At 61.0% G+C, this 18,571-nt stretch carries 14 protein-coding genes, 1 tRNA gene and 1 other RNA gene; 9 read left to right on the top strand and 7 right to left on the bottom strand.

The window, feature by feature from the left end; translation table 11 throughout:
- Nucleotides 1–70 precede the first annotated feature (70 nt).
- The 4 genes from RWL87_RS06910 to RWL87_RS06895 form a co-directional block, all read right to left on the bottom strand.
- The gene (locus RWL87_RS06910) at nt 71–583 is read right to left on the bottom strand and encodes an acyl-CoA thioesterase (RefSeq protein WP_313969358.1); all 513 of its coding nucleotides are present in this window, start codon (nt 581–583) and stop codon (nt 71–73) included.
- A 361-nt stretch (nt 584–944) separates the two neighbouring features.
- Nucleotides 945–2,450, bottom strand: coding sequence for an amino acid permease (locus RWL87_RS06905; RefSeq protein WP_313969357.1), 1,506 nt, complete (start codon nt 2,448–2,450; stop codon nt 945–947).
- 233 nt (nt 2,451–2,683) lie between these two features.
- Nucleotides 2,684–4,138 (bottom strand): amino acid permease, encoded by a 1,455-nt coding sequence (locus RWL87_RS06900; RefSeq protein WP_313969356.1) that lies wholly within the window; start codon nt 4,136–4,138, stop codon nt 2,684–2,686.
- 107 nt (nt 4,139–4,245) lie between these two features.
- Entirely contained in the window at nt 4,246–4,974 is a 729-nt protein-coding gene (locus tag RWL87_RS06895; protein ID WP_070846970.1) for a queuosine precursor transporter, read from the bottom strand.
- 291 nt (nt 4,975–5,265) lie between these two features.
- Between RWL87_RS06895 and RWL87_RS06890 the strand changes: the two genes are divergently transcribed.
- Complete coding sequence (locus RWL87_RS06890) at nt 5,266–6,354, top strand: hypothetical protein (protein WP_313969355.1); 1,089 nt, start codon at nt 5,266–5,268, stop codon at nt 6,352–6,354.
- 109 nt (nt 6,355–6,463) lie between these two features.
- Entirely contained in the window at nt 6,464–7,159 is a 696-nt protein-coding gene (locus RWL87_RS06885; protein WP_313969354.1) for a TetR/AcrR family transcriptional regulator, read from the top strand.
- Between the two features lie 123 nt (nt 7,160–7,282).
- Here RWL87_RS06885 and RWL87_RS06880 read toward each other — a convergent pair whose 3' ends face one another.
- From RWL87_RS06880 to ffs, 3 genes are all read right to left on the bottom strand, one after another.
- Nucleotides 7,283–7,606: a type II toxin-antitoxin system VapB family antitoxin gene (locus tag RWL87_RS06880; protein ID WP_005507186.1), complete on the bottom strand. Its 324-nt coding sequence runs from the start codon at nt 7,604–7,606 to the stop codon at nt 7,283–7,285.
- A 120-nt stretch (nt 7,607–7,726) separates the two neighbouring features.
- Nucleotides 7,727–7,815, bottom strand: a tRNA-Ser gene (locus tag RWL87_RS06875).
- Between the two features lie 129 nt (nt 7,816–7,944).
- Nucleotides 7,945–8,041, bottom strand: an RNA gene (gene ffs, locus RWL87_RS06870) — signal recognition particle sRNA small type.
- A 204-nt stretch (nt 8,042–8,245) separates the two neighbouring features.
- On the opposite strand from ffs, the gene RWL87_RS06865 reads away from it, so the two are divergent.
- The 7 genes from RWL87_RS06865 to purL all read left to right on the top strand — a co-directional run bounded on the left by RWL87_RS06865 (nt 8,246) and on the right by purL (nt 18,519).
- Nucleotides 8,246–11,101, top strand: a complete 2,856-nt coding sequence (locus RWL87_RS06865) for a DNA polymerase III subunit gamma and tau (protein ID WP_313969353.1) — start codon at nt 8,246–8,248, stop codon at nt 11,099–11,101.
- A 180-nt stretch (nt 11,102–11,281) separates the two neighbouring features.
- The gene (gene recR, locus RWL87_RS06860) at nt 11,282–12,409 is read left to right on the top strand and encodes a recombination mediator RecR (protein WP_313969352.1); all 1,128 of its coding nucleotides are present in this window, start codon (nt 11,282–11,284) and stop codon (nt 12,407–12,409) included.
- Between the two features lie 211 nt (nt 12,410–12,620).
- Entirely contained in the window at nt 12,621–13,916 is a 1,296-nt protein-coding gene (locus RWL87_RS06855; RefSeq protein WP_070833300.1) for an aspartate kinase, read from the top strand.
- Between the two features lie 116 nt (nt 13,917–14,032).
- Nucleotides 14,033–14,983, top strand: a complete 951-nt coding sequence (locus RWL87_RS06850) for a 3-methyladenine DNA glycosylase (protein ID WP_313969351.1) — start codon at nt 14,033–14,035, stop codon at nt 14,981–14,983.
- Between the two features lie 122 nt (nt 14,984–15,105).
- Nucleotides 15,106–15,357: a phosphoribosylformylglycinamidine synthase subunit PurS gene (gene purS / locus RWL87_RS06845; protein WP_005507194.1), complete on the top strand. Its 252-nt coding sequence runs from the start codon at nt 15,106–15,108 to the stop codon at nt 15,355–15,357.
- Nucleotides 15,358–15,362: 5 nt separating this feature from the next.
- Nucleotides 15,363–16,175 (top strand): phosphoribosylformylglycinamidine synthase subunit PurQ, encoded by an 813-nt coding sequence (gene purQ, locus RWL87_RS06840; protein ID WP_296548286.1) that lies wholly within the window; start codon nt 15,363–15,365, stop codon nt 16,173–16,175.
- Between the two features lie 25 nt (nt 16,176–16,200).
- Entirely contained in the window at nt 16,201–18,519 is a 2,319-nt protein-coding gene (gene purL / locus RWL87_RS06835) for a phosphoribosylformylglycinamidine synthase subunit PurL (RefSeq protein WP_070593556.1), read from the top strand.
- The last annotated feature ends 52 nt before the right edge of the window (nt 18,520–18,571 follow it).

Here is an 18,571-nt window from a genome sequence, read left to right as displayed (position 1 = left end):
TTGCAGAAGGTATTTAAAGCATACGCTTAACCCCGTTCAAGACCGGTTTATTACAGCAGAGCGCCAGCCCCTACTTCTGCGGCAGGTAGGAGCTCAGCAGGTCACGCTGCTCGGGGCTGAGTCGGGTCAGCCGCCCCGCCACGGAATCCCAGAACGCCAGCACGGTGAAGGCACGCACGCATTCGCGGCCGTCCACCGGGGAGAGAATCGAGTAGCCAATCCGCACGGAGGCGGCGCTGACCTTCTCCACGCGCAGGCGCACGGGTACGGGCTCGCCGGTGTAGGGCAGCTGCGCGAGGTAGCGGATGCCGTGCTCGGCAATGAGCGCCTGCACGCCCTCGGTGACCAGTTCAAAAAGCGGAATGGGAGGCTGTGGTGCCACGGCCGGCTTCTCACCAGATGACGGGGGCGGGCCGAAGAGCGCCACGCGGGCTTCTTCCATGAGGGAGAGGATGGCGACGTTGTTGACGTGGCCGTAGGCGTCCATGTCGCCCCAGCGGGCAGGAACGTGAACCAGCAGTTCGTCGGTGGTAGCTGCCTCGGAGGCGGAGTTCTTTTCGGGGGTGTTTTCGTGGCTTTGCATGGTTTTAACTCTACTCCCCCGCCGCTTTGAGGGGGCTGTTCACACAGGTTCGCACTATAAAGCAAATGAACACATTATCTAGGTTTAATGCTCTAAAAATATGTTTGGAAATTAAAATGATGAGGCTCGAAAGCTACGATGCTTTCGAGCCTCATCCAACACACAGACATTTGAACGCATACAAGATCATACGGTTCACTGTCTATCATAGACCCGCTCTGAGAGCCCACGGTATTTTTACGGGTTTATTACGAGGAATTCCGAAAAGTTTCCGTATTTTTCGTTTATTACCCGCGCTAGCCCCCGGCTACCCCGTGCGGGGCTCCAAGGGGACAAACCCCAGGGCGCAGAACCGTAAACCCTAGCGGCCCAGCTTCGCCGCGGTCTCTAGAGCATGGTCGGCGTCGTACTGCATAGCGTCATACTCACCGGTTGCCTTCTGAGCCTCCACGAAGGTCTGCTCATCAATCACGTGAGTGTGGCGGATACGAGCAAAGTACAGCAGGCTCAGGACCACAAAGTAGCCCACACCCACCACAGCCGGAATCATGGAACCGCGCACCATGAAGAGCGCAACCCACACCGCGAAAAGCAGCAGAACACCGACCGCGGCAGTGAACTGGCCACCCCACAGGCGGAAACCATCGGTCGCCGGCTCAACACGCTTGTATACGATGTAGGCGAACAGAATCAGAACCCACACGGTCAGCGCGCACACCATGATCACGAAAATCATGGAAAGGAATGCTTCCTTCGGGCTGTACAGCGCCAGCAGAATAGCAATCACCATGCCGCTGGTCGACAGCCATACTGCACGAGCCGGAACGCCGGCGCGGTTCACCTGAGCCAGCTGGCGAGGCGCCATGCCGTCAGCCGCCAGGGAGTGCAGCAGACGCGCACCCGCGTACAGGTTCGCGTTCGCGCTCGACAGCGCCGCAATCAGCACCACAAAGTTCACGAAGTGCGCCACACCGTGCACACCCAGCTGCTCAAAGACCAGAACGAACGGGGAAGCATCCACCGCATCGCCCAGGCCCGACGCCGAACGCCACGGAATGACGGCAACAACAATCAGAACCGCCAGCACGTAGAAGGTCGCCAGGCGAACCATCATCGCCTTCGCCGAGGAGCTCACCGAGCGGGAGGGATCCTTCGCCTCCGCGGCAGAAATCGAAATCATCTCAATACCGCCGAAGGAGAACATCACAACGGCCAGCGACAGCCACACCGACTGCACACCATTAGGCATGAAACCGCCGTCATTGAAGAGGTTAGCGGTACCCACCGCGGCGTGACCGGGCAGACCGAAGAAAATCAGACACAGACCCACCAGCAGGAAGGCAACAATCGAAATGACCTTAATCGAAGAGAGGAAGAACTCCAGCATGCCGAAAGACTTCACGCTCGTCAGGTTCAGCACAATCAGCGCCACACCAAACGCGGCAATACCCGTCCACAGGGGAAGCTGCGGCCACCAATAATTCAGGTAGGTCGCCACCGACACCAGCTCAACGCCGGCAATCAGAACAGTCGCCGTCCAGTAGGCGATGCGAGTCAAAAAGCCCGCGAACGGGCCCAGGTAGCGGGTAGCAATAGTGCCGAAACCGCCGCGGACAGGGTAGCGAACCGCCATTTCACCGGTTGCTGCGCCAATCACCGAAGCGAGCGCAGAACCAATAGCGTAAGTGAGAATGACCGCAGGACCAGCCATCGCAATAGCGGTGCCCGAGCCCAAGAAGAGGCCCGTACCAAGCGCGGAACCCATCACAATCATGGTCATCTGTCCGTGGGACAGAGAACGCTTCAGGGTGCGCTGCCCGGCGGTCCCCGCTGCAGCCTGGCTGCGGGTATCGTCGTTGTGGGACACGAAGGTGCCTTCCGTCAGTACGCCTTAGGGGCGTGATGTGTAATGTGTGCTCGCACCCGGCTCCTGCGGCTTCTAGCCTCGTTGACGGGTACGAATAGTTAACTATTCTACGGGCACGCCCGAGCTGTTCAGAACGGCGCCGTCTAGAGCACAAAAGCGAAAAGGCACCGAACGGGGTTGCTCCCCCATCCGGTGCCTTCTTATGTTTTAGCCTCGCGAGGCTTTCACGCTATTTAGTGCTGTGCCGCGTTGGTGTCCTCGTCGGCGTGCATAGCGTCCAGGTCGGGGCGCTCATAACCGCCCTTAACCTTCGAGGAGATGGCGTAGCCAATAGAAATCAGCACGAAGAAGACGATGCCGACCATGATGGATTCCTGAACACCCGAGCCGGGCAGCATGAACATTGCCGCCAGGGTCGCCAGAACACCCGCCAGAGCCAGACCAGCGGTGACGCGACCACCCAGCACGGTGAAGGAGGATGCGTTCTTCTGGTCCTTCTTGTATGCCTGGTAGGTCAGCAGAATCATGATCCACACGATCAGGATGCACAGGGTCACCAGCGCCATGAGCAGAGCGAAGATGTCGCCAATCTTGGCAACAGCCATCACGGTCGCCACAACCACGCCGGTGAAGGAGATCAGGAGAGCCACGACCGGCACGCCACGCGAGGAGGTGCGGGCAGCCACAGCGGGAGCCATACGGTCAGAGCCCAGGGCGTGCAGCAGGCGGGTTGCCGCGTACAGGGAGGCGTTAGCGCCAGAGAGCGCAGCAACGAGCACCACGAAGTTCATGATGTCCGCGGCGAAGGGGATACCCAGTTCAGAGAAGACGAGCACGAACGGCGACTCGGTCAGCTCCGAGTTCTGTGCGGCGGTCTGCCAGGGCACCAGGCAGAGAATAATCGCCATGGACACCACGTAGAAGGTGGACAGGCGCCAAATCATTGCCTTCACGCTGGTTGCGACCGAGCGTGCCGGGTCCTTCGCCTCCGCTGCGGAAAGGGAAATCATTTCCACACCGCCGAAGGAGAACATGACAACAGCCATCGAAATCCAGATGGATGCCGGGCCGTTCGGCAGGAAGCCGCCGTCGTTCACGAGGTTTGCGGTACCCGCCGCAGCGTGACCGGGCAGACCCACGAACACCAGCAGCACACCAATCACCATGAACACGATGACGGCAGAAACCTTAATCGAAGAGAGCAGGAACTCCAGGGCGCCGAAGGACTTCACGCTCACCAGGTTCAGCACCAGAATAATCGCGCCGAAGAGAGCAACGAACACAGCCAGGGGAACGTCCGGGAACCAGTACGCCATGTAGTGGCCAACCGCCACCAGCTCAGCACCGGCCAGCGGCACGGTGCACGCCCAATACGCCCAGCGAGTCAGGTAGCCGCTAAAGGGGTTCAGGTATCGGCTGGCAATGGTGCCGAAACCGCCCTGGACGGGGTGACGCACGGACATTTCGCCCGCGCACGCAGCAATGGTTGCCGCAATCATCGAACCAATAGCGTAAGAGAGGATTGCGCCGGGGCCTGCAATCTTAATGGCGGAGGAGGAGCCCAGGAACAGGCCCGTACCCAGCGCCAAGCCCATTGCAATCATGGTCAACTGGCCGTGGGAGAGGGAACGATTCAACGAGTCGTTCTTCTCCGACTGCTCGGGGGTGTTCCCCTGCAGTTTAGACATAACGTATCTCTTTCTTAGACATGCTGTGTATTGAACAAATCTGAAAAGGCAATGCCGCCCAGTCGTTAGGCCGGGCGGCTCTGCACATCAGCTGTAAGGAGGTTAGCTTATGCCACGTACTCCAGTTCGTGACGCTTGAACCAACCAATAATCGGGTAGCTGATCGGCATGAGGAGCACCTCGACCAGGCACTTATAGATATAGCCAATCAGCACGTAGTTGAGGAATGCTTCCATGCTGTCGATGCCGAGTACCGGTGCGGCGATCGAGCAGAAGATGAGGGTGTCGAGCAGCTCACCAACCAGGGTGGAGACAATCATGCGCAGCCACAGGAAACGGCCCTTGCTTGCCTTCTTCATCGCTACCATGACCCAGGCGTTCAGGGTCTGACCGAACAGGTAGCCGAGCAGGGAGCCCGCAAAAATCTGCCAGACCGGACCGAGAACCTGTGCGAACGAATCCTGGCCGGTGTAGAAGCTTGCCGGCGGCAGGTGCACAATCAGCAGGAAGCACAGGGCGGCAAAAGCAGCCGAGCTGAAGGAAGCCACAATAGCGCGGCGGGCACGCTTGAAGCCGTACACCTCAGAGAGAAGGTCACCAATAACGTAGGCGAGAGGGAAAAGGAAGAAACCACCATCGGTGACGATGGTGTTACCGATAAGGGGCAGTTCGAAGGGCAGCGGACCGAACTCCACACCCTTGGTTGCACCAATATTCGAAATGATCAGGATGACGCAGGACGCGCCCAGCAGCAGATCAAAGTAGCCGCGGCGACCAGCCCAGGGCACCTTGACGGTGCTCGTCTGAGCCTTAGATTCGCTAACGGGTTTAGCCATTACTTTCCCCAAGTCTTTCTTCATGCGATGTGTTTCTTCACGCGAGGGCACCGCCCTCACGCGTGGTGGGTGAGCGCGCTATGCAGGGCGCTACTCACCGGCTCGTCTGCCACCCGAGCCTATCTAATAGTACCTATATGCCGTGGCGGCGGCAGGTTTCTGCGCCTCTTTCAAGAGTGTGGACGCCTTTCAAGAGTGTGGACGCCGCATACACCCGGTTACCCGGCGTGGGATGCCTGCGGCACCATCTCATCCCGGTAGCGGCAAAACCCGCACATTTACAATGGAGATATGAAGAGACTGAGCCGCAGAGTTCACCGCAGCGGAGTTTACCGTAGCGGCGCTCACCGTACTGAGCAGGTCGCATCCCTGCTGGAAGCGGGTACGGGTCGTGCTCTACGCGCCTCGATACGACGTTCGCTACGGCGTTCTGCACGTCGAGCGCAGAAGAGGCGGCACCGCAATCAGCGTAGGCTCAGCGCACATATCCCGCGGTTGCATCCGGTGCTGACCTATGCGGCGCATGCGGTTCGTACCGGCATTTCCCTTCTTGAGCCGATGCTGCTGGCGTCCTCTGAGCTTCTCGGCTACCGGTCGTTTACGCATCGCGGCCGCAATATCTACTACCGGGTCGATAATCTGCACCTTCTGACCGAGTCTGATTCCGCGCCCGGTGTGCTGTTCTATTTTGATGGTGATCATCTCTCCCGCGCCGGTAGTCGTCTGCTGCGCCGCACTTCACCGTTGCGTGCAGAGTTGGCGCAGGTGGCGGCTGAGTTCAACATGCTATCCGTGCCGGTGCTTTCACCGGGCAGCCTGCGGGAGCCTCGGCTGAAGGATGTTGGCGCCTATGCCCCTCCGCTGACCTATAACTGGTGGGTTCGCGCCCGCTCGAACGGCAGGATGGTCCGCGCCCTCGTTGAGGAGATTGCCCTGGCGTACGGAGTGGATATGAGCCGCGTCTGGCTTGCCGGATATTCGGGCGGCGCGGAGTTCCTCAGCTATGAGCTGCTGTCGCACGATATTGACTGGATTCGCGGAGGCGGCGCCACCTTCATCGGTGGTGGCGGCGCTGACGGTGTGCCCGCGCGGGTGCGTGAGCGGGCTGCGCTGAATCCTTCTTCGCATGAGCGTCTGCTGATGAGCTGGCATGTGGGTGTACTGGATGGGCGTTCACCGTCGGGTCGTCGTCGTATGGCGACGAGTGCTGAGGGAAGCTGGTCGGCGCGTATTGCGGCGCAGGAGGGTAGCGCGTTCTACGAGAGTTTGGGGGCGCGGACTCTTCTGCAGGTGACTCCGGGGCGGGGCCATACGGGGTATCCGATTGCGTCGCTGGTGGGTGCTGATTTGGCGGCGGCTACGCGTTTGGGGTTCCTGTAGGGCCGGTTGTTTTGTCATAAACATGAAAATTCGCATGGATTGCGCAAATTTCTTGGTGACACATTCGATAAATTCGTCATTTGCTGACGATTTGGGGTAGAGTGTCACTATGCCTCGTATTTCTGCAGCAACCAACGCCGCCCAGCGCGAAAACACCAAGCGCGCCATCCTCAACTCCTTCGGCGAGATCCTCTACAACCGCGGCCTCTCCGGCCTGACCATGACCGACGTCGCCAAGAACGCCGGCATCGGCCGCACCGCGGTCTACAACTACTTCGCCGACATGGGCGAACTGCTGGTCGCCTACGCCCTGGACGAGACCGAACGCTTCCTCAACGAACTGCGCGTCGGACTGGAAGGCATCGAAAACCCGATTGACCAGCTCGCCGTGTACATTCGCCTGCAGATCAACGACCTGGCGCGCCGCCACCTGCCCCCGGGCCCGGCTATGCGCTCCATGCTCTCCCCCGAGTCCTACGCAAAGCTCGGCAAGCACGTGCAGGAGCTGCAGATGGTGCTGGCACACATCCTCTCAGCCGCGATTGCTGAGAACTACATTCCCAAGAACGACATTCGCGAACTGGCGATGCTCGTGCACGGTTCGCTCTCCTCAAGCGCTGGCCGCGCCGAGGACGCGCCGGACGAGGAGACCCGCGAGCGCCAGATTCTGAATACCATCCGTTTTATTCAGATGGGCCTGGGCGCGCGTTTTGACGCCGAGGGCAACCCTGTTCGCCTGGACTCCGAGGAGTCCCTGCCGGAGCAGTCCCCGGTGCAGGAGGCGGGCCTGAAGGTCGCATCCTAAGCGTGGCACCTCTGAATCGCGGAACCTGAACCGCGAAACGTAGCGCAGTTATACGTCACAAAAATGCCGCGGACCTGATGCTTCATTGCATCGGTCCGCGGCTTTTTCTGTATTCGGGGGGGTTTACGCGCCGGGCAACAGTGCCGGGGAGATGGAGTCCAGGTCCAGCACGCGCGCATACATGACGGCGCGGCGGTGCAGGGCGTTTCGGAGCGCGCGGTGCACGCCGTCTTCGAGGTAGAGTTCGCCACCCCATTTGACGACGTGCGGGAAGAGGTCGCCGTAGAAGGTGGAGTCTTCCGCGAGTAGGGTCTCAAGGTTGAGGGTCTTCTGGGTGGTGATGAGGGTGTCGAGGCGTACCTGCTGCGGCGGGATTCCTCCCCAGTCGGCGTGGGTCATGCCGTGCTGGGGGTAGGGGCGGCTGTCGCCTACTTTTTTGAAGATCATGGTGGTGCTTTCTGCAGGTGCGGGGCGCCTCGGTGGCGCGTGGACCCGTGGGGGTTCTGAAGAAATAGTACCAAGGGGTATAAAAAATCCCCGGTCTTAGAATCTAAGACCGGGGATCGGTGGCGGAGGATGGGGGATTTGAACCCCCGAGGGCTGTTAACCCAACACGCGTTCCAGGCGTGCGCCATAGGCCGCTAGGCGAATCCTCCAGCTATGTTTCCTGCACATTGTGTAGGCAACGAATAAAACTTTACTACGCTTTTGCTTGGCGCGCAAGCCCTAGGCGGTAAAAGTAACAGAAAGCACATTTGCGGGCGCTTGTACTCCTGTTTTTGGACAAAAAAGACCTCCTACGCACCCGTCATAGCTCGAATACCCTTGCTACCTTCCGGTCCTGGGGGAGTTTTCCAAGATAACGCCACGTAAGAGGCAAGAACCAGTGTACCGGATTTTTGGGTTCTTGGGAATTCGGTGCGTCCGCGGTATTTCTGTGAGAGTACATGCTACCCGAGTGAGCACTCGGGGTAGTGCCTATTGTGGTGGCGTGTTCGCCGGTGACTGGTGACCACTCGTGCCGGGGGTGGAGCGTCTAAAATGGTAGGGATTGTCCTATCCGCACCCCGAGTTGAAGAGGTTGCTGTGAGCACTGCCCTTTATCGTCGTTATCGCCCCGAGACCTTTGCTGAGGTTATCGGGCAGGAGCACGTGACCGAACCTCTTATGGTCGCTCTGGAGAAGAACCGTGTGAATCACGCGTACCTGTTCTCGGGTCCGCGTGGTTGCGGTAAGACCACGTCGGCGCGTATTTTGGCGCGCTGCTTGAACTGTGCGCAGGGTCCGACTCCGACTCCGTGCGGTGTGTGCGATTCGTGCCGTGAGCTCTCGCGTGATGGCGGCGGTTCCCTTGACGTGATTGAGATGGACGCGGCGAGCCACGGCGGCGTGGACCATGCCCGTGACTTGCGTGAGCGTGCGACCCTGGCGCCGGTGCGTGACCGTTACAAGATCTTCATTATTGATGAGGCGCATATGGTGACCCGTGAGGGTTTCAATGCGCTGCTGAAGATTGTGGAGGAGCCGCCGGAGCACGTGAAGTTTATCTTCGCGACGACTGAGCCGAATAAGGTGCTGGGTACGATTCGTTCGCGTACTCACCATTACCCGTTCCGTTTGGTCCCGCCGGAGGTGCTTCTGCCGTTCCTGCAGGGTCTGTGCGATCAGGAGCAGGTGCCGGTTGAGCCGGGTGTGCTGCAGCTGGTGATTCGTGCTGGCGGCGGTTCGGTGCGTGATTCGCTGTCGATTCTTGACCAGTTGATGGCTGGTGCATCGTCGCAGAACGGTATTGAGTATGACCGTGCGGTGGCGCTGCTGGGTTATACCCACGCGCAGCTTCTGGATGAGGTCATTGAGGCGTTGGGCGCGAAGGATGCGCCGACTCTCTTTGGCGCGGTGTCGCGTGTGGTGGCGACCGGTCAGGATCCTCGCCGTTTTGTGGAGGATCTGCTGGAGCGTCTGCGTGATTTGATTGTGGTGAAGGCTGTTCCGCAGGCTGCCGGTCAGATTTTGCAGGGTGTTCCGCAGGATCAGTTGGAGCGTCTGGGTCAGCAGGCGCAGGCTCTGGGTGAGCGTGAGCTGACGGTTGCCGCGGGCACGGTCAATGAGACTCTGAATGGCATGACGGGTGCGGCGAATCCGCAGCTTCAGCTGGAGTTGCTGTGTGCTCGTCTGCTTCTGCCTGCGGTGGAGGGTTCTGCCGGTGGCGCGGAGGTTGCAGCGTTGGCTTCGCGCCTGCAGGTTTTGGAGCGCCGCGTGGCTTCTGGTTCCGCGGGTTCTGCTGGTTCCGTTCCGGCGCAGGGCGGCATGTCTGCGGCTCGCGCGGCGGGTATGGCGGCGGCCGGTCTGACCCCTAAGACTCAGGCGCCTAAGAGCCCGGTTGCTGAAGCTCAGGCGCCTAATGCCCAGGCTCCTAGCGCACCTGTTCAGGAGGCGGCTCAGCCCGCCCAGCAGGCTGGTTCTCTGCAGACTAGTGCGGGTGCTCCCCCGCTGGCTGGTGCGCCTCTCGCCGCGGCTGCCCCGCAGTCTTCTGGCGCCCCGCTTAGCGCCGCGCCTCTGGCACCTTCAACTCAGGCTCCCGCATCCCAGGCTACTAATGCTCCGGCTGGCGCTCCCCTGGCGGGTAACGCTCCGGTGGCACCGACTACCCCGGCCGCTCCTGCAGCTGATGCCGCTCCGGCGGCTACCCCCTCCGCGCCTTTGAAGCTTAATCCGAATGATCCACTGTCGGCGGTTCAGGGTAATTGGCGCGCCATTCTAAACCGAATGAGCGTTCCCAGTGCGGCGGAGCAGCTGATGAAGGTTCGCCCCGCCCGCATGGACGGCGCGACCCTGTACGTGAGCGCCGACATTGCGACTCTGCGCGCGGTCAAGGGCTTTGTACCCGAGCTGACCGCCCGCGTGAGCGAGTTCCTGCGCCGTCAGGTGACCATTCACGCTCAGGTGGCAAAGCCCGGTGAGCAGGTCACGCCCGCCCCGGAGGCGGCGCCTGTAGCGCAGCCTACCCCCGTACAGCCCGCAGCTCCGGCGGCTCCTGCACCGCAGGCACATCAGCAGCCCGCTCAGCCGGCACCGCTGGCTGATGGTCCGCGCGGCGGTGAGGATGCCTGGCGTCGCCACGGTCAGCCGCTGACCGGCGCAAACAGCCCCGAGTCCACGAGCGTGGATGCGCCCCTGGGCGCGTGGGAGGTCGCCCCGATTCCGCAGAGCACCCCCGAGGAGGCACCTCAGCAGGCTGCCCCGGCTGTCTCGGCTGCACCGCAGGCGCCGATTCAGGAAGCACCGGTTCAGGAAGTCCCGGCTGGCCCGCTTGCGCCTGAACCTCCGGTCGCTCCGGCAGCTCAGCAGACTCCGACGGCTCCGGTGGGTGGTTTTGGTGAGCGTGATTCCTTTGCTGCTTCCGGTAGTGGGGTTCCGCAGCAGGAAAGCGCCCCGGCGCCCCAGCGTGCACAGGAACCCCAGCATGCCCCAGATTCCCAGTATGCTCAGGAGCCCCCGTTCTCGCAGGAACCCCCTCATGTGGAGGAACCTCCCTATGAGGAGGAGCCCCCTTTTGAGGATGAGCCTCCCTACGTTGAACCTGTAGCGCCGGCTGGTCCGCTCGCGTCTCCGATTGAGCCTGCAGGCCCGCTTGCACCCGCAGCACCGATCGCTCCGGCGGGTCCGCTGGCTACTCCCCCGCAGGCGGCTCAGGCTGATAACGCGCCGGTCGATAACGCGCCGGCACGCGATGAAAAGCCCGAGCAGCCCGCTGCGCCGACTGCGCCGGAACCTGTAGCACCGGCGCAGCAAGCAAAGCCGGCGGCACGCGCCGCATCCGATGAGGACTACGTCTCTGAGGATGACGAGAAGGTCGAAAACAGCACCTTCATCGGCCTGCGCGCTATCGAAAAAGTTATTGGTGGCACCGTCATTGACGAACGCCCCCTGCACCAGCCCTAATCCGGGGTTCTAACACCCGGCAGCCGCCGCGCCCGCCATCGCACCGATGGCGGGCGCACTCATTCCCGCCGCATACTCGCTACGCGAAACGCCCCTAAACTGTCAGGGGTTGGGTGCATACTCATAACGTCGCCCAAAAGCAACGCACCAGCACATCACACCGCATCAGAAGGAGAAGCCATGTACGAGGGAGCAGTTCAAAACCTCATTGACGAGCTCGGCCGCCTGCCGGGTGTGGGCCCCAAGTCGGCTCAGCGCATCGCCTTCCATATTCTGAATGCGGATGCGGCAGATATGGCGCGCCTAGCCAACGCGATTTCCACGGTGAAGACCAGCGTGAGCTTCTGTGAGGAGTGCGGTAACGTCTCCGAGACGGAACTGTGCTCCATCTGCCGTGATGAGCGCCGTGACCCGTCCGTGCTGTGCGTGGTTGAGGAGTCCAAGGACGTGGTCGCGATTGAGCGCACCCGTTCCTTCACCGGCCGCTACCATGTGCTCGGCGGCGCTATTAACCCGCTGGCTGGTGTGGGCCCGGAGCAGCTGCGTATTCGTGAGCTGGTGTCCCGCCTGGCGGATGAGCGTATCCAGGAGATTATTCTGGCGATGGACCCGAACCTTGAGGGTGAGGCGACCGCCACCTACCTCTCGCGCATGCTCGTGCCGTTGGGTGTGCGCCTCTCGCGCCTGGCGTCTGGTCTGCCGGTCGGTGGCGATCTGGAGTACGCGGATGAGATTACCCTGGGCCGCGCGTTGGAGGGTCGCCGCGTCATTAGCGAGGGCACTGCGGTGGCGCATACTGCCGCCGAGGATTTTGAGCGCGTGAACCGCGAGGAGGAGCAGGAGCGTGAGCAGGCGGCTCAGGTTCAGGCTCAGGAGGCGAAGCAGACCCGCCGCCGCTGGAATTCGAGCATGTTCGACGACCTGGATTCTGAGGATTCTGTCGTTTCCACCCCGCAGGCGGCTGAGGGCGTGCAGGGTACGGTGGATGAGCAGCTGATTGAGCAGGTTCTGCAGGGAGCTGAGGAATCCCACGACGAGGGCTCCCCTGCCGATCCTGAGCCCACCGCAGAATCCACCCCTGACCTGGGCGAAGACTCCGCCGAGGAGGCTCCGGCGAGCGCCGCCCCCGAACCCATCTCCGACCCCGCTGAGGCGCCCGCGTCCGAGCAGTCGGAGGATGCTCCGGAGGTGTTCCGTACCCCCGATTACGAGGAGAAGATCCGCTCGATTCAGAACGCCCCGTTGCGCACCCCGAAGCCGGATGTTCCGCCGCTGCCGGGTGTCACCTACGTGAACCCGTGGACCTAAAAATCTGCCTCCGCAGGCTCTTGGTACCTGCTCCCGCGTGCGAGCCATACCCGCCTCCGCACCCCGCATCGCTACCGCGTAATACTACGTAATATTTCACGGGGCAATACATACGGGGGCGCAGTTCGCCGCTTGCACTGAACGCCGTCTACTATAAATGAGGAGCCGGCGTCTGCCGGTAGCACACAAAGTAACTGACCTGGAGATATCTATGAGCCTGATCGTCCAAAAGTTCGGCGGTTCCTCCGTAGCGGATGCGGAGGGCGTCAAGCGCGTTGCCCGCCGCGTCGTGGACACTCAGAAGGCAGGTAACGATGTGGTCGTCGTGGTGTCCGCTATGGGTGACACCACCGATGAGCTGCTCGACCTTGCCGCAGAAGTCACCAGCAATGTCACTCCTTCCCGTGAGCTGGACATGCTGCTGACTGCCGGTGAACGCATTTCGACTGCCATTCTGTCGATGGCTATTAACGACCTGGGTGCTAAGGCTCAGTCTTTCACTGGTTCTCAGGCTGGCATGATTACCGACGGCGTACACGGTTCTGCACGTCTGGTGGAGGTCAACCCGGACCGTATCCGTGAGTCGATTGAGGCTGGCAACATTGCGATTGTGGCTGGTTTCCAGGGCATGAACCGTCAGAGCGGCGACATTACCACTCTGGGCCGTGGCGGTTCCGATACGACCGCTGTTGCGTTGGCGGCTGCTCTGAAGGCTGATGTGTGCGAGATTTACTCGGACGTGGACGGCGTGTTCACCGCCGACCCGCGCATCGTGCCGACCGCGCATAAGCTGGATACCGTCACTAGCGAGGAGATGCTGGAGATGGCGGCGAATGGTGCGAAGATTCTGCACCTGCGCAGTGTCGAGTATGCTCGTCGTTTTAATTTGAAGCTTCACGTGCGTTCTTCGTTCTCGAACCTTGAAGGCACCATTGTGATCCCGGAGGAGTCCGCGGAACTGACCCCCACCCATCTGAAGGAGATTCCCTTGGAACAGCCCCTGATTTCTGGTGTTGCGCACGATCGCACCCGCGCAAAGATTACCGTTGTTGGTGTTCCGGATGTTCCCGGTTCGGCAGCGAAGGTGTTCGGCCTGCTGAACGAGGCGAAGGTGAACCTGGACATGATTGTTCAGAACGTTCCCACTGACCGCCCGGGCGTGACCGATATTTCCTTCACTCTGGATCAGGCACAGGGCCCGACCGCGCTGAAGGCGCTGGAGGATGCTAAGGCTGAGCTGGGCTTCCAGGAGGTTATTTACAACGAGTCTGTTGGTAAGCTGTCGCTGGTTGGCGCGGGTATGAAGACCAACCCGGGTGTTTCGTTCACTTTCTTCGAGGCGCTGTCTGCTGCTGGCGTGAACATTGACATGATTTCGACCTCTGAGATTCGTATTTCGGTGATTACTGAGCTGAGCAAGCTGGATGAGGCTGTTCGCGCGGTGCACACTGCGTTCGGTCTGGATGCCGAGGGTGAGGCTACTGTTTACGGTGGTACTGGCCGCTAGGGTTTAGCTCGTTTGTGAGCTGCACGCTTCGGGAGGGGCAGTGCTGGTTTATTCCAGTACCGCCCCTCCCCTTTTTCTGTGTATGTGTGGGCGTGCGGGTGCTCTACTCTAGAAGCATGAGTAGTGTTGTGTTTTCCCAGGTGATGGATGGCTCCGAGTGGCGCGCCGCAGAGGCAGCGCATGAGGCGCGTGCCGGCCGCTACGCCGACCCGTTTGCGCAGCGTCGCGCCCGCCACGAGGTGCACCCCGTGGAGGATTTCCTCTTCACCTACTACACGCTCAAGCCCGGCCAGTTCAAGCGCTGGCACCCCGGCGCCGGCATCATTCTGCTGGACGCTCCCGAGCGCGCCTCCTGGCGTTTCTACCGACCCGCCACCGAGCAGGAGCTCCTCGAGGCGGGTTGCACCCCCGAGGTGGCGCGCGCCCAGGTGGATGCCGCATCCGCCGTCACTGTGGACGTCACCGATTTTGTGGAGCGCCGTGCCACTGCCCTCGCCTTCACCCACGAGATTCTGCGTAACACGGCGGCGAAGAAGGGCCAGTTCGGTTGCTTCGGCATGCACGAGTGGGCGATGGCGTACAAGTCGGTGGAGAACAATATCCGCCACGACTACCTACAACTGCGCCTGGGCGCAGACGGTACGGACCGCGTGGTGGAGGAGCACCGCATCCGCTGCTCGCACTTTGATGCGTTCCGTTTCTTCATGCCGCAGGCGGCACCGATGAACGAGCTGCAGCCGACCCGTGAGACGCAGCGCGTACTGGAGCAGCCGGCGTGTCTGCACGCGAACATGGACGTGTACAAGTGGGCGTACAAGCTGCTGCCGCTGGTTGATTCGACCCTGGTCATGGATTGTTTTGACCTGGCGTGGGATGCGCGCGAGCTGGATATGCGCGCGGCCCCCTACGATATTCGTGACTGGGGGTACGAGCCGATTCCGGTGGAGACTGCCGAGGGTAAGGCAGAGTACGTGCGTATTCAGCGTGAACTGTCGGAGCGTTCCATTGAGTTGCGTGAGCGCCTGCTGCAGGTGTGCGAGCGCTATCTTCCGCCCCTCGAGGCGTAAAAGACGTGATTCGAGCCTCTTAGGGTATCCACCAACCGAACGCATACCCCCGTTACGGTCGTTAGTACGGTAAGATGAGATACGGCTCATACAGAACCCACGCACCCAAGGAGTGCCCACACATGGCCCGTATTGTTGTTGATGTTATGCTCAAGCCCGAAATTCTTGACCCGCAGGGTAAGGCTATTTCTCACGAGCTGCCCCGTATCGGCGTTGATTCCTTCGTGGATGTTCGCCAGGGTAAGCGCTTCGAGCTGACCGTCGAGGGTGAGGCTACTGAGGAGCACCTCGCAGCTGCCCGTAAGGCTGCTGAAGAGCTGCTGTCGAACCCCGTCATCGAAGACGTTGTGAACGTTTCGGTTCTGGAGGACTAAGACCTATGGCAGAGTCCCTCGCACCTACTGAAGTCCCCCTGGTTGGCGACTTTTCTACTTACTCCCCGAATCCCGCCTTCGCTGATGCACGCGTTGGCGTGGTGACTTTCCCCGGCACCCTGGATGACCGTGACGCTGCACGTGCTGTCCGTCTGGCTGGCGGTACCGTCGTTGAGCTGTGGCACGACGACGCTGACCTGAAGAACGTTGATGCCGTCATCATTCCCGGCGGTTTCTCCTACGGTGACTACCTGCGTGCCGGCGCTATTGCTGCGAAGGCTCCCGTGATGCGTTCGGTGATTGATGCCGCTAACGCTGCTGGTACCTCCGGTTCTTCGCCCCTGCCTGTTCTGGGTATTTGCAATGGTTTCCAGATTCTGACTGAGTCTCACCTGCTGCCCGGTTCGATGATTAAGAACGATCACCGCAAGTTCATTTGCCGTGACCAGACTCTGCGCATTGAGAATAACTCCACCTCCTGGACGAGCGACTACGCTGCAGGCCAGGAGATTGTTGTTCCTCTGAAGAACCAGGACGGTCAGTACGTTGCTGATCCGAAGACCCTGGAGGCGCTGGAGGCTGAGGGCCGCGTGGTGTTCCGCTACATTGGTTTCAACCCGAACGGTTCCCGTAACGACATTGCCGGTATCAGCAATGAGCGCGGTAACGTGGTCGGCCTGATGCCGCACCCGGAGCACGCTGTGGAGCCGGGCTTCGGTCCTTCCTCTTCTGGTTTTGGTGAGGTTTCTCTGCGCGGTGGCGCCGATGGTCTCGGCGTGTTCACCTCGGTTCTTGCCAACCTGATTAACGCCCGCTAACGCACGACAAGGATTCTAAGAAGTTATGAGCGAAAAGCAGTTTAACCTCGACACCGTCGAGCACGCGGCGGCAACCCCGGACACCGAACTCCCCTGGGCTGAACTGGGTCTGAAGGAGAACGAGTTCGAGGACATTAAGGAGATTCTTGGTCGCCGTCCTACCGCGGCTGAGCTGGCAATGTACTCGGTCATGTGGTCCGAGCACTGCTCCTACAAGTCTTCTAAGGTTCATCTGAAGCAGTTCGGTGCGAAGGTCACCGATGAGATGAAGAAGGACCTGATGGTCGGTATCGGTGAGAACGCCGGTGTGACCGATATTGGTGACGGCTGGGCTGTTACCTTCAAGATTGAGTCCCACAACCACCCCTCGTACGTGGAACCCTACCAGGGTGCTGCGACCGGTGTGGGCGGTATTGTGCGTGACATTATTTCCATGGGTGCACGCCCGATTGCTGTGATGGATCCGCTGCGTTTCGGCGCGATTGATCACCCGGACACCGCCCGCGTTATTGGCGGCGTGGTTGCCGGTATTGGTGGTTACGGTAACTCCCTGGGCCTGCCGAACATCGGCGGCGAGGTTGAGTTCGATTCCTGCTACCAGGCAAACCCGCTGGTCAACGCACTGGCTGTGGGCATTATGCGCCACGAGGACATCCGCCTGGCGAACGCATCGGGTGTGGGCAACAAGGTTGTCCTGTTCGGTGCGCGCACCGGTGGCGACGGCATCGGCGGTGCGTCGGTGCTGGCGTCGGAGTCCTTCGACGACACCAAGCCCTCGAAGCGTCCTGCCGTTCAGGTGGGCGACCCCTTCGCTGAGAAGGTTCTGATTGAGTGCTGCCTGGAGCTGTTCAAGGGCTCCGTGGTTGAGGGTATTCAGGACCTGGGCGCTGCGGGTATTTCCTGCGCAACCAGCGAGCTGGCTTCTAACGGTGAGGGCGGCATGCACGTCGACCTGACCAAGGTTCTGCTGCGTGACCCCACCCTGACCCCGGGCGAGATTCTGATGTCTGAGTCTCAGGAACGCATGATGGCTGTTGTCTCCCCCGAGAACGTGGAGCGCTTCGAAGCGATCATGAACAAGTGGGGCGTGGAGTACTCCTTCCTCGGTGAGGTCACCAACTCTGGCCGCCTGGTCATCGAGTGGGACGGCGAGGTCATCGTGGATGTTGACCCCCGCACCGTCGCGCACGACGGCCCGACCTACGAGCGTCCTTACGCACGCCCCGAGTGGCAGGATGACGTCCAGGCTAACCACTTCACCGGTTCGGCTGCCGACGATTCCCGCCCGCGCGGTAAGGAGCTGGGCGAGGCAATCAAGGCGTTCATGGCGTCCCCGAACATGTGCTCCAAGTCCTGGATTACCAACCAGTACGACCGCTACGTTCAGGGCAACACCGCCCTGTCCATGCCGGACGACGGCGGCGTGGTGCGCGTGGACGAGAACACCAACCTCGGTGTTGCTCTGGCGACCGACGCCTCCCCGCGTTTCACCTACCTGGATCCGTACGAGGGTGCTCGCGCGTCCTTGGCTGAGGCGTACCGTAACGTTGCGACCGTTGGTGCACGCCCCGTGGCTGTGTCTGACTGCCTGAACTTCGGTTCTCCCGAGGATCCGGACGTCATGTGGCAGTTCGCTGAGGCTGTTCGCGGCCTGGCTGATGGCTGCATGGAGCTGGGTGTTCCGGTGACCGGCGGTAACGTGTCCCTGTACAACCAGACCGGTGGCAAGGCCATTAACCCGACCCCCGTGGTAGCGATGATGGGCGTGATGGATGACGTCACCCGCCGCACCCCTTCGGGTTGGGCTCCTGAGCATGACGGCCAGGCGATCTACCTGCTGGGTACCACCCGCGATGAGCTGGATGGCTCCGAGTGGGCTCGTTTCAAGGGTCACCTGGGCGGTCAGCCGCCGAAGGTTGATTTGGCTCTGGAGCGTCAGCTGGGTGACATGCTGGTGAACATGTCTCGTGACGGCATGATTGATGCCGCGCACGACGTGTCTGCTGGTGGTCTGGCTGCTGCTCTGTCGGAGGCTTGCCTGCGTTTCAACACCGGTGCCCGCATTGGTCTGGGTGAGGTTGCTGAGCGTGACGGTCTGGACCTGTTCACCCTGCTGTTCTCGGAGTCCCTGGGCCGCGTTGTGGTTTCGGTTCCGCGTTCTGAGGAGGTGCGCTTCAAGGATATGTGCACCGCTCGCCAGTTCCCCTTCGCACGTATTGGTGTGGTGGATGCTGCGTCGAACGCTCTGGACTTCCAGGATGAGGTTTCCATTGACCTGGATGAGCTGCGTGCAGCTCACGAGGGTACTCTCGCTTCTTACTTCGGTGAGGTTGCGAAGGGCTAGTCTTCGACTAGTTTGAGACTAACGCCGAAAGGGGCGGATGCTTGTGAAAGCA

The sequence above is a fragment of the uncultured Rothia sp. genome (genome assembly GCF_963555405.1).
GTDB lineage: Bacteria > Actinomycetota > Actinomycetes > Actinomycetales > Micrococcaceae > Rothia.
The sequence above is the reverse complement of the archived record's forward strand: the minus strand, read 5'-3'. Positions and strand labels throughout refer to the sequence as shown.